This is a genomic window from Citricoccus muralis, from assembly GCF_003386075.1.
GTDB lineage: Bacteria > Actinomycetota > Actinomycetes > Actinomycetales > Micrococcaceae > Citricoccus > Citricoccus muralis.
In genome coordinates this window covers 682,598-695,785 of the sequence record NZ_QREH01000001.1, presented here as the reverse complement: position 1 = coordinate 695,785, position 13,188 = coordinate 682,598, and the positions used below count along the sequence as shown (strand labels likewise).

At 69.0% G+C, this 13,188-nt stretch carries 13 protein-coding genes and 1 other RNA gene; 6 read left to right on the top strand and 8 right to left on the bottom strand.

Translation table 11 applies throughout. From position 1 onward, the window contains the following. Positions 1–34: 34 nt before the first annotated feature. Positions 35–426, bottom strand: an RNA gene (rnpB, locus tag C8E99_RS02975) — RNase P RNA component class A. Positions 427–512: 86 nt separating this feature from the next. Here rnpB and C8E99_RS02970 point away from each other — a divergent pair. Next, a complete protein-coding gene (locus C8E99_RS02970; protein ID WP_115931043.1) occupies positions 513–1,328 on the top strand; it encodes a YaaA family protein in 816 nt (271 codons plus the stop codon). Between the two features lie 4 nt (positions 1,329–1,332). Here C8E99_RS02970 and C8E99_RS02965 read toward each other — a convergent pair whose 3' ends face one another. The 3 genes from C8E99_RS02965 to C8E99_RS02955 all read right to left on the bottom strand — a co-directional run bounded on the left by C8E99_RS02965 (position 1,333) and on the right by C8E99_RS02955 (position 4,107). Continuing rightward, positions 1,333–2,358 (bottom strand): reverse transcriptase-like protein, encoded by a 1,026-nt coding sequence (locus C8E99_RS02965; protein WP_115931042.1) that lies wholly within the window; start codon positions 2,356–2,358, stop codon positions 1,333–1,335. An 87-nt stretch (positions 2,359–2,445) separates the two neighbouring features. Next, positions 2,446–3,192: a zinc ribbon domain-containing protein gene (locus C8E99_RS02960; protein WP_115931041.1), complete on the bottom strand. Its 747-nt coding sequence runs from the start codon at positions 3,190–3,192 to the stop codon at positions 2,446–2,448. 24 nt (positions 3,193–3,216) lie between these two features. Beyond that, positions 3,217–4,107, bottom strand: a complete 891-nt coding sequence (locus C8E99_RS02955) for a Nif3-like dinuclear metal center hexameric protein (protein WP_115931040.1) — start codon at positions 4,105–4,107, stop codon at positions 3,217–3,219. Positions 4,108–4,281: 174 nt separating this feature from the next. Here C8E99_RS02955 and msrA point away from each other — a divergent pair, with 174 nt between their 5' ends. The 3 genes from msrA to epsC all read left to right on the top strand — a co-directional run bounded on the left by msrA (position 4,282) and on the right by epsC (position 6,478). Further along, complete coding sequence (gene msrA, locus C8E99_RS02950; RefSeq protein ID WP_170144644.1) at positions 4,282–4,815, top strand: peptide-methionine (S)-S-oxide reductase MsrA; 534 nt, start codon at positions 4,282–4,284, stop codon at positions 4,813–4,815. Positions 4,816–4,887: 72 nt separating this feature from the next. Continuing rightward, positions 4,888–5,823, top strand: a complete 936-nt coding sequence (gene cysK / locus C8E99_RS02945; RefSeq protein ID WP_115931038.1) for a cysteine synthase A — start codon at positions 4,888–4,890, stop codon at positions 5,821–5,823. A gap of 70 nt (positions 5,824–5,893) precedes the next feature. Beyond that, positions 5,894–6,478 (top strand): serine O-acetyltransferase EpsC, encoded by a 585-nt coding sequence (epsC, locus tag C8E99_RS02940; RefSeq protein ID WP_115931037.1) that lies wholly within the window; start codon positions 5,894–5,896, stop codon positions 6,476–6,478. A 120-nt stretch (positions 6,479–6,598) separates the two neighbouring features. Here epsC and gndA read toward each other — a convergent pair whose 3' ends face one another. From gndA to panD, 3 genes are all read right to left on the bottom strand, one after another. Then, on the bottom strand, positions 6,599–8,077 hold the full coding sequence (gene gndA, locus C8E99_RS02935; RefSeq protein WP_115931036.1) for an NADP-dependent phosphogluconate dehydrogenase: 1,479 nt from the start codon (positions 8,075–8,077) through the stop codon (positions 6,599–6,601). A 179-nt stretch (positions 8,078–8,256) separates the two neighbouring features. Then, positions 8,257–9,168 (bottom strand): polyphosphate kinase 2, encoded by a 912-nt coding sequence (gene ppk2, locus C8E99_RS02930; RefSeq protein ID WP_115931035.1) that lies wholly within the window; start codon positions 9,166–9,168, stop codon positions 8,257–8,259. Between the two features lie 170 nt (positions 9,169–9,338). After that, on the bottom strand, positions 9,339–9,755 hold the full coding sequence (gene panD / locus C8E99_RS02925; RefSeq protein WP_115933174.1) for an aspartate 1-decarboxylase: 417 nt from the start codon (positions 9,753–9,755) through the stop codon (positions 9,339–9,341). Between the two features lie 173 nt (positions 9,756–9,928). Between panD and C8E99_RS02920 the strand changes: the two genes are divergently transcribed. Together C8E99_RS02920 and C8E99_RS02915 are read left to right on the top strand one after the other, a co-directional pair. After that, a complete protein-coding gene (locus C8E99_RS02920) occupies positions 9,929–10,897 on the top strand; it encodes an SDR family NAD(P)-dependent oxidoreductase (protein ID WP_115931034.1) in 969 nt (322 codons plus the stop codon). An 80-nt stretch (positions 10,898–10,977) separates the two neighbouring features. Further along, positions 10,978–12,183 carry a methyltransferase gene (locus C8E99_RS02915; RefSeq protein ID WP_211308974.1) on the top strand — a complete coding sequence of 402 codons (1,206 nt, stop codon included), beginning with the start codon at positions 10,978–10,980 and terminating at the stop codon, positions 12,181–12,183. A gap of 259 nt (positions 12,184–12,442) precedes the next feature. Here the strand turns inward: C8E99_RS02915 and C8E99_RS02910 are convergent, their stop codons facing one another. Next, the gene (locus C8E99_RS02910; protein ID WP_115931033.1) at positions 12,443–13,177 is read right to left on the bottom strand and encodes an SDR family oxidoreductase; all 735 of its coding nucleotides are present in this window, start codon (positions 13,175–13,177) and stop codon (positions 12,443–12,445) included. Positions 13,178–13,188 lie beyond the last annotated feature (11 nt).

Below are 13,188 nucleotides of genomic sequence, written 5' to 3'. Positions count from 1 at the left end.
GTCGGTTCTCAGGCTCTCGTGGAGGAGCGTGGGTGGGACAGGCTGGCTTGTACGCCGGGTTCTGTACCGGGAGCGGTCACCCGCTTCCCAGCGACGGCCATCCATCTAGGCCCGCCGTTGCCGGCGGGCTCGAGCGGCCAACCCGGATGCTCGGGCGGGCAGCCCTCGAACACATCCTGTTCGGCCTTGCTCCGGATGGGGTTTACCGAGCCGATCCGGTCACCCGGATCGCTGGTGGTCTCTTACACCACCGTTTCACCCTGACCTGCCCTCCTGATGCATGCACCAAGTGAGCCGGCGGTCTGTTTTCTGTGGCACTTTCCTGCGGGTCACCCCGAGTGGGCGTTACCCACCATCCTGCCCTGTGGAGCCCGGACGTTCCTCACGGCGCCGAGAACCGGCACCCTGCGGCCGTCCGCCAGCCTGTCCCGGCGCACCAGTCTACCGTTGGCCGGTCGCGGCGGTGTCCGTACCGGTGCGCAGGGCCCGGCGGGGATCGCTAGGCTGTTTCGGTGCTCATCCTGTTGCCGCCCTCCGAGGGCAAGACCGCTCCCCGTTCCGGCGCACCCCTGGACCTCGCCTCCCTCGTCCTGCCCACGCTGGCCGGTGAGCGGACCACGGCCATGGGCATCCTCGCCGCCGTCTCCTCCGCCCCGGATGCTGCCGAGGTGCTGGGCGTGGGCGAGACCGTCCGGTCGGATATCGACGCCAACGTGGTGCTCATGGAGTCGCCGGCCGCCCCGGCCCACCAGGTCTTCACCGGAGTGCTCTACGACGCCCTCGACTATGCCTCCCTCCCGGAGACGGCCCGCCGGCGGGCCCGCGAGAAGGTCCTGGTCTTCTCCGGCCTGTTCGGGGTGCTCTCCCTGGGCGACCACATCCCGAACCACCGCCTGTCCGTGACCAGGACACTCCCGGGCCTGGGCCGCCTGTCCAGCTGGTGGAAGCCGCGGCTCACCCCGCCGCTGGATGCCCACTCCGAGCACACCGGCGTCATCATCGACGGCCGCTCCGGTGGCTATGCGGCGCAGTGGAAGGCCCCGGCGGCGATCACCGCCACCGTGGATGTCTTCCAGATCCGGAACGGTGAGCGCAAGGTCGTCTCCCATTTCGCCAAGTACACCCGTGGTCTGGTGGCCCGTGAGCTGCTGCTGGCCGGCCCCCGGGTCGTGAAATCACTGGAGTCCGCCGCCGAGGTGATCGCGGCCGCCGGTTCCGCCGAGGGCACCCACGACTGGTCCGTAGACCTCGTGCCGGGAACCGGGACCAAGCCGTCGAGCCTGCAGATCACCCTCCCGGACGAGCACACCACGGTCGGAGGAACCTGACCCGCTAGACCGGCTCGGCCACGAGCTCGACCTCGAATCCGCTCGGTGCCTCCAGGTAGGCCGCGTAGTGGTTCCGGCCTCCGGCGAAGGGATGCCGGTCCGCGAACATCAGGGTGAAGCCGCGGCTCCGGGCGGCCTCGGTCAGGGCATCGACGTCCGCCCGTGAGCCGGCGTGGAACGCCACGTGGTTCAGTCCCGGCCGCAGCCGGTCATGACTGCCGACCCTGACATGCGGACCCGATTCCAGGACCAGGTACTCCCCCGCCCCCTGGTAGCTGGTCCCCTCGGACCATTCGCCGCTCACGGCATAACCGAGTTCCTGGAACAACCACCCCAGGCTCGACCGTGCGGCCTCGAGATCCTCCACCCAGATCTCCACGTGGTGCAGGCGACCCACACGCCGCGGGGGCACAACGCCGGCCGGAGCGGCAGCCCCGTCGGGCTCCGGCGCCCGCGCGCCCGGGGTGAACGGGCCGGCGTCGTGGGTGGCTGCTGGTGAGGGGGCAGAAGCAGGTGAGGGCGCGGGAGCGGGTGCGGGGTTGGAGGATCCCCCGGTCACTTTGATGCCCGACCTCGCCTTGACCCACTCGGTGCCGGCGGCCCCCGCGTCCATGGCCTCGTTGGAGAGCAGGTCGGCGTCCTTGTTCTTGGCCCGGGGAATCCACTCGTAGGTGACCTGGCCGGCGGGAAGGATGTCCCGGGCCTCGGCGGCCAGCTTCTGCATGTCCGCGTGCTTGATCTTCCAGCGGCCGCTCATCTGCTCCACCACCAGTTTGGAGTCGAGCCGCACGTGCACGGCGGCGTCCGGGTCGATCTGCCGGGCCATCCGCAGTCCGGCGATCATGCCCGAGTACTCCGCCACGTTGTTCGAGGCCCGACCCAGCGGCTGGGCATCGATGTCCAGGACCGCTCCGGTGTCCGGATCGCGCACCAGCGCTCCGTAGCCGGCCACACCGGGATTGCCGCGGGAGCCGCCGTCGGCCTCGACATAGAGGAGACGGCCGGTGGAGGGGGTGGACTGCTGGGGCACGCGGGAATCTCCTATGGCGGGTGAGGACTGGGTGGACAGTGTGGTTCAAGCGGGATGATGCGGGTGCGGTGCGGGAACTGGTCGAGTCTAGGCCTGTTCGGCGCGGACCAGGATCGCCCCCGAGTCAGGGCAGTAGGCCAGCGTCTCCAGGGGTGTCTGCTCGATCTGCGCCAGGTCGGCGGGGCTCAGCGGCATGCCGGACGCCTCGGACTTGTTGCCGACGAGCCGCGCCGCGCCGATCCCGCCGTTGCGCTCCCGGATCTTGTCATAGCGGGCCACCAGGTCGGCGGGCAGGGTGGCGGCGAGTGCCTGGCGCTGGCCGGTGAGCTCGTTGCCCTCGGCGGCGACGCCGGCCGCCTCCTCCTTCAGCGCGGCACCGCGTTCCTGGGCTACCGCCTGGGCTGCGGCCAGGTGGCGCTGAGCCTCGGCGTCGGCCGCCTCAGCCTGTTCGGCCGCCTCCATGGCCTCCAGCTCGGTCCCCTCGTGCTCGTCCTGCAGGGCCTTGAGCGTCTGAAGCTCGTGCATCATGTTCTCCAGGTCCTTGGCGGACCCCTGGCCGGCATCGAGGCGCTTCTGGTTGCGGTCCCGGCGTTCCTGCACACCCGCCACCGTGGCCTCCGCCGTCCGGACCGCCTTCCGGGCCTCGGCCAGGTCGGTGGCGGACTGCTCGGCGGCCCGTGTGTGGTCAGCCAGCTCCTGCTGGAGCCGGGCGTAGTCCGGGTCTTGGCGCAGTTGTTGCATGCGGTGCCGAGCCCGGTCCAGGGCCGTGTCCAGCTGCTGGAGTTCCAGCAGGCGCAACTGGTCGGAGAGGGGGACAGTGGGGGCGTTGCTCATGGTGGTGTCCTTACGGTTCGGTGGTCACGGCCCGGGAGTCAGGACGAAGTCCCAGGGGTCGGAGTTGTACGAGCTCACGGCGATCTCCACGTCGAAGCCGCGATCAGTGAGCAGGGTGTCCAGCGCCTCGGCGGCCGCGGGCAGCCACAGCCATTCACTGCCCCAGTGGGAGACCTCCACGAGGTAGGGGCGGCCACCGGTCAGCCGGGCCGCTTCCCGCAGCTCGGAGGCGGGGTGATGGCGGAGGTCCGCGGTGACGTAGACGTCCGCCTGGGCGGCCCGGACCTGGTCGAACAGGCTGTCCCCGGCCCCGCCGCAGACAGCCACGGTCTGGATGATGCCGTCCCGGTCACCGGCCACCCGGACCCCTCCGGCGACGGCGGGCATGGCCCCGAAGACCCGGGCCGCGAACTCGGAGAGCGTGAGCGCCTGGGGCAGGCGCCCCACCCGGCCGATACCTTCCTCGGGCAGCCCGCCCTGCGTGGGGGCCAGCGGCACGACCGATTCCAGTCCGAGGATGTCCGCGATGACGTCCGAGACCCCGCCGACGGCGGAGTCCGCATTCGTGTGGGCGGTGAGCAGTGCGCAGCCGCCCTCGATCAGGGTGTGGACGGCCTGGCCCTTGAAGCCGGTGGCGGCCACCGAGGTCACGCCGCGCAACAGCAGGGGGTGGTGGGTGACGAGCAGCTGGGCGCCGGCGCCCACGGCCTCGTCCACCACGTCCTGGACGGGGTCCACCGCGAAGTGGATCCGTCCCACCGGTTGCTCGGGGCGCCCGGCCACCAGGCCGGTGGCGTCCCAGGGCTCGGCCAGAGAGGCCGGCCACAGCTCCTCGAAGCACTCCAGCACCTGGGCAAGGGTCGGCGTCGCGGTGTTCGGGGTGTTCGCATCCGTGGCGTGGGTCTCGGCGCTCATGGTGCCATTCTGCCTGACCCGGGAATGAACGCGGCCAGCGTGGTGCTGTAGGGGAATGTGAGTGATCTCGATAACGCCCCCGAAGCCACAGATGCCACTGACACCACGGACTCCCGCGTTGCCAGCGCCGCCCCTGCCTCCGAGGACCAACGCTCGTCCCACCGAGTGCTGACCATGGCCGGCGGCTGCTTCTGGTGCCTGGACGCCGTCTACCGGCGGATTCGCGGAGTCACCTCCGTGGAATCCGGGTACACCGGAAGCGACTGGCCGAACCCGACCTACGAGTCCGTCTGCTCGGGCCGCACGGGCCATGCCGAGGCCGTCCGCGTCGGATTCGACGAGTCCGTCGTCGGCGCGGACCTGATCCTGGACCTCTTCTTCACCGGGCATGACCCGACGACCCTCAACCGCCAGGGCCACGACGTCGGCACTCAGTACCGTTCCGCCCTGTTCCCGGCGGACGCCGCGGACCAGGAGCTGTACCGCTCGGCCATCCGGCGCAACCAGGAAAACTGGGCGGACCCCATCGTCACCACCATCGAGCCGCTCGGCACGTGGTACCCGGCCGAGGACTTCCACCAGGACTTCTATTCCAACCGCCCGGACGTGGGCTACTGCCACGTGATCATCACCCCGAAGCTGGCCAAGGTGCGCCAGCGTTACTCGGAATGGCTCGTGGAACCCTCGGAGAACGTCGGCCTGTCATAGGCTGAAGTCAGCACTGTTTTAACGCCGTCTCCCGGCTTGCCCACGTCCACCGTTTCTGGAAGGAACACCGTCTTGGCCAACATCCTGAACAACATCACCGAAGCCATCGGCAACACCCCGCTGGTCATGCTCAATCAGCTGACCGAGGGCCTTCCCGGCAAGGTCGCCGTCAAGGCCGAGTTCTACAATCCGGCCAACTCCGTCAAGGACCGCATCGGCCGCTCCATCGTGGACGCCGCGGAGGCCTCCGGTGAGCTGAAGCCCGGCGGCACCATCGTGGAGGGCACCTCCGGCAACACCGGGATCGCCCTGGCCATGGTGGGCGCGGCCCGCGGCTACCAGGTCATCCTCACCATGCCGGAGACCATGTCCAACGAGCGCCGTGTGATGCTGCGCGCCTACGGGGCCGAGATCGTGCTGACCCCGGGCGCCGACGGCATGCGCGGAGCCCTGGAGAAGGCCCAGCAGATCGTCGCCGAGTCGGACAACGCCATCTGGGCCCGGCAGTTCTCCACGCAGGCCAACGTCCAGGCCCACTACGACACCACGGGTCCGGAGATCTGGAACGACACCGACGGCACCGTGGACATCCTGGTGTCCGGCATCGGCACCGGCGGCACCATCACCGGCGCCGGCCGCTACCTCAAGGAGCAGAAGCCCGAGGTCGGCATCGTGGCCGTGGAGCCCTCCGACTCCCCCATCCTCTCCGGCGGCAAGCCCGGCCCGCACAAGATCCAGGGTCTCGGCGCCAACTTCGTCCCGGAGGTCCTGGACACCGAGATCTACGACGAGGTGTACACCGCCACGCTCGAGGAGTCCGTCAGCGTCGCCCGCACCATGGGCACTCGAGAGGGCATCCTCGGCGGCATCTCGGCCGGCGCCATCGTGTCCGCCGCCCTCGAGATCGCCAAGCGCGAGGAGAACCGGGACAAGCTCATCGTGGCGATCGTCCCGGACTACGGCGAGCGGTACATCTCCACCGTCCTGTTCGAGGACATCCGGGGCTGACCGACCGGTCCTCCTCGTCCTTCCCCGGCATCCCGGCGCAGCCCGGAGCCACCCGATCGAAAGGCCACCAGTGGGTTTCCTGTCCCGACTGAAGGAAGACATCGCCAATGCCCGGTCCCATGACCCGGCGGCGCGTGGCGACCTGGAGGTCGCCGTCGTCTACTCGGGTCTGCACGCCATCTGGGCCCATCGCCTGACGCACCAGATGTGGCAGCACGAGAAGCTCAAGACGCCGGCGCGGGTGCTCTCCCAGGCCGCCCGGACCCTGACGGGCATCGAGATCCACCCCGGGGCCACCATCGGCCGCCGGTTCTTCATCGACCACGGCATGGGTGTGGTCATCGGCGAGACCGCGGAGATCGGCGACGACGTCATGCTCTACCACGGCGTCACCCTCGGCGGCCGCTCCCTGGAGCAGGTGAAGCGCCATCCCACCCTGCATGACGGCGTGGTGGTCGGGGCCGGGGCGAAGATCCTGGGCCCGGTGGAGATCGGCCAGGGCTCCTCGGTCGGCGCGAACGCGGTGGTGGTCAAGGACACCCCGGCGGACTCGATCGCCACCGGTATACCCGCGACCTTCCGGCACCGTTCGCCCAAGGAGCAGCTGCCGGCAGTGGACCCGGCGGAGTACGTTGACCCCGCCATGTGGATCTGACCGGCGCAGCACCGAGAACACACCCCCACCCCGGTACGACGACGGCCGGCACCTTCCGCGGAAGGTGCCGGCCGTCGTCGTGCTCGGTAGGTCGTACTCCGAGAGTTGGAGGGCTGGGCCTCAGGCCTCGACCTCGCTGCGGTCAGCCGACCACAGGGTGTGGAACGTGCCCTCGCGGTCGGTGCGGCGGTAGGTGTGCGCACCGAAGTAGTCGCGCAGGCCCTGGGTCAGGGCCGCGGGCAGGCGGTCGCGGCGCAGTCCGTCGTAGTAGGACAGGGCCGAGGAGAACACCGGCACGGGCACCCCGGCGGCCACCGCGGTGGCGACCACCCGGCGCCAAGCCGGCAGCGCGGCGGCGATCGCATCCCGGAACTCCGGTGCGAACAGCAGGTTGGACGGCTGGCCCTCGGCGGTGGTGCCGGGTTCCGGGTGGCGGGAGGTGTCCCGGCCGCCGAACGCCTTCATGATGACGTCGAGCAGGTCGGCGCGGATGATGCAGCCGTCCCGCCAGAGCGAGGCGATGGTGCCCAGGTCCAGCGACCAGCCGTACTCCGCGGCGGCGGCCGTGAGCATGTCCAGGCCTTGGGCGTAGGACACGAGCTTGGAGGCATACAGCGCCAGGCGCACATCCTCCACGAAGGCGTCCCGGTCCGCGTCCTGCGGGGTGGCGACCGGGTCAGTTCCCGCGGCCAGCACCTGCTGGGCGGTGGCACGGATCTCTGACTGGCTGGACAGTGAACGGGCGAAGACGGATTCGGCGATCGCCCCGATGGGTGAGCCGAGGTCCAGCCCGGAGATGGCGGTCCAGCGGCCGGTGCCCTTCTGGCCGGCCTGGTCCACGATCACGTCCACGAGGGGCTTGCCGGTCTCCGCGTCCACGTGTCCGAGGACCTCGGCCGTGATCTCGATCAGGTAGGACGCCAGGTCGGTGGAGTTCCACGAGCGGAAGATCCCGGCCTGGTCGGCCGGCTCGATCCCGCCCACCGAGCGCAACAGGTCATAGGCCTCGCCGATGACCTGCATGTCCGCGTACTCGATGCCGTTGTGGACCATCTTGACGAAGTGACCTGCGCCGTCGGTGCCGATCCAGGCGCAGCACGGATCGCCCTCGTAGTGGGCGGAGATGTCCTCCAGCAGAGGGCCGAGTGCCTCGTAGGACTCCTTCGGCCCGCCGGGCATGATCGCCGGGCCGTTGAGCGCGCCTTCCTCGCCGCCGGACACACCGATGCCGACGAAGTGCAGGTCCTTCGCGGCCAGTGCGGCTTCGCGGCGTCGAGTGTCTTCGTAGTGAGAGTTTCCGGCGTCGATGACGATGTCGCCGGGCGCCAGCATCGGCACCAGCTGGTCGATCACGTCATCCACCGGCTGGCCGGCCTTGACCATGATGAGCACGCGGCGTGGCACGGCCAGGTTCTCGACCAGTTCGGTCAGGGTCTCGGTGGGGATGAAGGTGCCCTCGTTGCCGTGCTCGGCCACGAGCGCATCGGTCCGGGCTCGGCTGCGGTTGTGCAGGGCCACGGTGTAGCCGTTCCGCGCGAAGTTCCGGGCCAGGTTGGCCCCCATGACCGCTAGTCCCGTGACGCCGATGTCAGCCTTCATGCCATTCCTTTCCAGCACGCTCGGTGCTGCTACCAACAGGGGGTGGGCCGCCGCCCGTGGAGGTGCGGTTCGACCGTGCTCCAGCCTACGCGGTCGCGGGCCCCACTCGCCGCCGCTCCGGGTCAGCCCAGTGCAGGGTCGGTCGGCTCAGGACCGGCGCAGGACTGGACGGCCGCGGATCAGTCTCCGACGGCGTCGCGTCCCCGGCGGACGATTAGCGGGTCCGGGGTGCCGATGACCTCGTGGTCCTTGCCGTCGTACTCGAACTGGGTCAGGAAGTACCGCATGGCGTTGAGGCGGGCGCGTTTCTTGTCATTGGAGCGGATGGTGGTCCACGGCGCGTGGTCGGTGTCCGTGTGGAGGAACATGGCCTCCTTGGCGGCCGTGTAGTCCTCCCAGCGGTCCAGTGACTCCAGGTCCATCGGGGAGAGCTTCCACTGGCGCACCGGGTCGATCTGGCGGATGGCGAAGCGCGTGCGCTGTTCGGACTGCGTCACCGAGAACCAGAACTTGGTCAGGTGGATCCCGTCATCCACGAGCATCTTCTCGAACAGCGGCACCTGGTTCATGAAGGTGGTGTACTGCTCGTCCGAGCTGAACCCCATGACCCGCTCCACCCCGGCGCGGTTGTACCAGGAGCGGTCGAAGAGCACGATCTCGCCCTCGGTCGGAAAATAGTTGATGTACCGCTGGAAGTACCACTGGCCCTGTTCCCGGTCCGAGGGCTTATTCAGCGCCACCACGCGGGCGGTGCGCGGGTTCAGGTGTTCGGTGAAGCGTTTGATGGTGCCGCCCTTGCCGGCGGCGTCCCTGCCTTCGAAGACGATGATGTGCCGCTGGTTGGTGTCCTCGCCCCAGTACTGCAGCTTCAGCAGTTCGATCTGCAGCTTGTACTTCTCGAGCTCGTACTCCTCACGGGACAGCCGCGACTCGTAGGGGTAGTCCTCCTGCCAGGTCTCCACGGCCCGTCCCTGGGGGTCGATCAGGTCCGGATCCGGGGTATGCCCGTCGGAGACGGTGTATCCGCCGTTGCGCAGCTTGTCGATGAACTCGCGCAGGTTCTCCCGCGGAGCATCAGGGGTCAACAGCATGTGGTCTCCTTCTACGCCGGGCTGGGCTTTCATTCTCCATCATCGGACGGACGCGTTACGGACCACGACCTCTCGTTCCGATCCCCGGTGAACAGGCCGTGAACAGTCCTGGGGACGACGACGGCCGGCCGCGTGCTGCGGCCGGCCGTCGGTAGGTCTGGGTCAGGGAGTCAGAGGGCCACGGCATAGGGCGGGCGCTGCAGGTCCTCGGCGAGGGCCTCCGACGGATCGGTCCCGAGGTCCACGATCCTGTTGTCCGCGTCCACGTGGACGACGGTCGGCACGAAGGAACGGGCCTCGGCGGCTTCCATCTGCGCATAGGTGATGAGGATGACGGTGTCCCCCACGTCCACCAGATGCGCCGCGGCGCCGTTGATGCCCAGCACCCCGGAACCACGTTCACCGGCGATGGTGTAGGTCTCCAGCCGTGCCCCGTTGGTCACGTCCACGATGGCCACGAGCTCGCCGGGGAGAATATCCGCGGCATCGAGCAGGTCCTGGTCCACGGTCACGGAGCCGACGTAGTGCAGGTCGGCGTGGGTCACGGTGGCCCGGTGGATCTTGGACTTGAACATGGTGCGGGTCATGGCCATGTGGCGTGCATCCCTTCAGATGGCTGGACTTCCCGTAGTGCCTTCTTCAACGGTCAAGGTGCTTCCCATATTCCGGAAGCAACCCCCTATACTAACCTGCTCGTCGCGGTCACAGCCAGGGTTCCCGGCTTCCGGACGCTCTCCCAGGCCACCGGTACCGTGTCACCATGGCCCGTTCTCGCCCCACCGATAGCCCCACCGATCGCTCAGGATTTCCCTCCGTCCCGACCGGTTTGGAATTGCCGGACCAATCGGCGCGCACGTGGCTGGTGACCGGTGCGACCCAAGGCATCGGCCTGGAGGTGGCCCGCGCGGCCGCCCGGGCGGGGGCTCGGCTGGTGATCCCGGCCCGGGATGCAGAGCGCGGGCAGGCCGTGTCGGAGGACCTGCGTCGCCTCGGGGCCGACGTGCTGGTGGGCCGGATGGATCTGGCCGATCTGGATTCCGTCAGGGCTTTCGCGGCCGGCCTGGACGAGCCCATCGACGTCTTGGTCAACAACGCCGGCACCGTCACTCCGCGCCGCCGCGAGACCACCGACGGTTTCGAGATGATCCTCGGCACCAACTTCCTGGGGCCCTTCGCCTTGACCAACCTGATCTCCGGACACCTTCGTGGGCGGGTGGTCATCGTCGGGTCGGGGGCGCATCACAGCGGCCGGGTCGATGCCGCGGACCCGCACTTCCGGCACCGCCGCTGGAGCATCGCGGCGGCCTATGCGCAGTCCAAGCTCTGCGACATGCTCTGGGCCCGGGCCCTCCATGAGCGGCTGGCTGCCCAGCCCACTACGGTGGGCGTCCAGCTTGCTCACCCAGGCTGGGCCGTCACCAACCTCCAGAACGCCACCGGCGTGCCCGTCCTCGACCGTGCGGTCAGCGGCGCCTGCCGCATGATCGGCCAATCGGCAGCAGAGGGATGCCTGCCAGTCCTGGAGGCCGCCGTGACCGGTCTGCCGCCGCTCACCTACCTCGGGCCCGACGGCTTCCGCCAGTGGCGAGGCAAGCCCGAACCGCAACAGGCCTCAGCACTGGCTCGCGACGACACTGCGGCAGAGGCGATCTGGGACCTCGGGGTACGGGCGACCGGCACCGACCTCGGAATGGCCGACCAGCAGATCCATGGCCGGCCATCTCGGTAGACTACGGAACGCCCCATGCCGTGGTCGGTCAGTTCCTGCGCGGTTGCCAACAGGTGACGTGCCGCTACCGAACGAGGTTGATGACGATCATTCCAGAACCGATTGCTGACAGTCCGTCGCTGACCTGGGACCAAGCCGGGGTGACGGCATCCGCCAGGTGGTGGTCTGCCAACGGCCGGCCGGCCCCCAAGAAACTGGTCGCTGTCGATGACCGGCTCACCACCGTCCAGGCCGTGAAGTATGCGGCCCAGGGCACCGCCATGCTGTGGCTGGGCGACTTCTACAACGCGAAACAGATCCTCAGCGCCATTGATCGACGCCTGGCCAAGGGCAGAAGCGGGGCGGCCGCACAGCCTGTCATCGGCGACGCGGATGCCTTCTATCGCCTGCGCCAAGCCCGCGCCCAACGCTCGAGGATGATGTCCTTGATGCTGGTGCCACTCGCGTTCGACGCACCGGGCGGGGCGGCCACGGTGCCTCTGCCCCGCGCCCCTCAGGTCGGTCCCGCGGTCGAATTCGCCTACGCGCAGGAACCAGGCTTCGGTGCGGGCCACGCTGTGGTGAGTCTGCAGGAGCTGACCGGCATCCAGAGCGCCTACCAGTGGTATCTGACCGGCATCGACATCCCCGCCGTGAACGGGAGGATCCATCCTCACTACGGCACGTTCCTGCCCACCCGCCACGAGTATGTCGATTTGGTGGCCCAGGCACCGTTGAGCAACCCGGACCTCGCGTTCGATGTGGGCACCGGCACGGGACTACTGGCCGCCGTGCTCGTGAACCGTGGCGTGAAGCAGGTGGTGGGGACGGACATCCATCAGCGTGCGGTGGACTGTGCGAACGAGAACTTCGCTCGGTTGGGACTCCAAGACGCGGCCGAAGCTCAGTTGACCAGCATGTTCCCGGAAGGTCGGGCGCCCCTCATCGTCTGCAACCCCCCATGGTTGCCCGGCAGCGCTGCGACCACACTCGACGCGGCCGTGTACGACCCCGGCAGCACCATGCTGCTGCAGTTTCTGGCCGGACTACCGCGCCACCTCACGGATGACGGCGAGGGCTGGTTGGTCATCTCGGATCTGGCCGAGCTCCTCGGGCTACGCAGTCGACAGCTGCTGCTGGACGCCATTGACCAGGCGGGGCTTGAAGTGATCGATCGGCTTGACACTGCACCCCGTCATCAGCGAGCCGCCGACCGCGCTGATCTCCTCCACGCCGCCCGCTCGCGGGAAGTCACCTCACTGTGGCGACTACGCACGAAGCGGCCGAGCAGTCCCCCGCTCGGGTGAGCCGTCAGACTACAGACTGATCACCGCCGCCGTCCAGAGCATCCCGGGGACAAGGAATGCCCGCTGGACGAGACCTGTCCGCGGCGAGTCGCTCTCCCACGCCACCCCGAAGGCCACCATGGCTCGGATCAGCCCGAGGGCCACCATGCCGAAGGCGCTCTTCCAGGAGGAGGAACACCGCCACGAACAACAGCGCTCCACCGGCCCCGATCCAACCAGCCATGGTCACCTCCGAAGGCGCCGGTGATCAGGACGGCACTCATGCGAGACCGCCGTTGGCGAAGATCGTCTGCCCGTTGATCCATCGGGCAGGTCCGGTGATCGTCGCGACGACCGCGGCGATGTCCTCGGGCGTGCCAAGCCGGCCCATCGGGTTGGCGCCCGCGATGCGATCGACCGCCTCTTGGGGCTTGCCCTCGAAGAACAGGTCGGTCGCGGTAGGGCCGGGCGCGACTGCGTTGACGGTGATATCCCGGCCGGCGAGCTCCTTGGCCAGAATCGGGACCAGCCCTTCGACCGCGGCCTTGGTGGCGGCGTAGGCGCCGTAGTTCGGCAGATGGGTGCGGGTCACGGTGGTCGAGAACAGGACGACGGCGCCGCCGTCACGCACGCTGTGGGCCGCTTGCCGGGCCACGACGAACGCCCCACGGACGTTGGTGCGCAGGACGCGGTCCAGGTCGTCCAGGTCGAGCGTCGCTATCGGTGCGAGCGGCATGATTCCCGCGGAGTTGATCACTACGTCGACGCCGTCGAACCGGTCCTTGACTGCCTCGAAGGCCCGGCGCACGGCTGGCGCGTCGGCGATGTCCGCCCTGAGGGCCAGCCCGGTGCGGCCGGCGACCTCGACTTCTCTGACCGTGGCCGCCGCCTCGTCCTGATCTGCGTTGTAGATAATGGCGACGTCAAACCCAGCGGCGGTCAGCCGGCGCGTGACGGCCCGGCCGATACCGCGCGATCCGCCGGTGACGACGGCGACTCGTGGTGTGCTTCTCATGGTGTGCTCCT

Excerpts from the sequence above, each read along its gene's own strand:
- ppk2 (WP_115931035.1), bottom strand. The coding sequence starts at position 9,168 with ATGCTGTTGACCCCTGATGCTCCGCGGGAGAACCTGCGCGAGTTCATC.
- C8E99_RS02960 (WP_115931041.1), bottom strand. The coding sequence starts at position 3,192 with ATGAGCAACGCCCCCACTGTCCCCCTCTCCGACCAGTTGCGCCTGCTG.
- panD (WP_115933174.1), bottom strand. The coding sequence starts at position 9,755 with ATGACCCGCACCATGTTCAAGTCCAAGATCCACCGGGCCACCGTGACC.
- C8E99_RS02910 (WP_115931033.1), bottom strand. The coding sequence starts at position 13,177 with ATGAGAAGCACACCACGAGTCGCCGTCGTCACCGGCGGATCGCGCGGT.
- gndA (WP_115931036.1), bottom strand. The coding sequence starts at position 8,077 with ATGAAGGCTGACATCGGCGTCACGGGACTAGCGGTCATGGGGGCCAAC.
- C8E99_RS02915 (WP_211308974.1), top strand. The coding sequence starts at position 10,978 with ATGACGATCATTCCAGAACCGATTGCTGACAGTCCGTCGCTGACCTGG.
- C8E99_RS02920 (WP_115931034.1), top strand. The coding sequence starts at position 9,929 with ATGGCCCGTTCTCGCCCCACCGATAGCCCCACCGATCGCTCAGGATTT.
- msrA (WP_170144644.1), top strand. The coding sequence starts at position 4,282 with ATGGCCGGCGGCTGCTTCTGGTGCCTGGACGCCGTCTACCGGCGGATT.
- C8E99_RS02955 (WP_115931040.1), bottom strand. The coding sequence starts at position 4,107 with ATGAGCGCCGAGACCCACGCCACGGATGCGAACACCCCGAACACCGCG.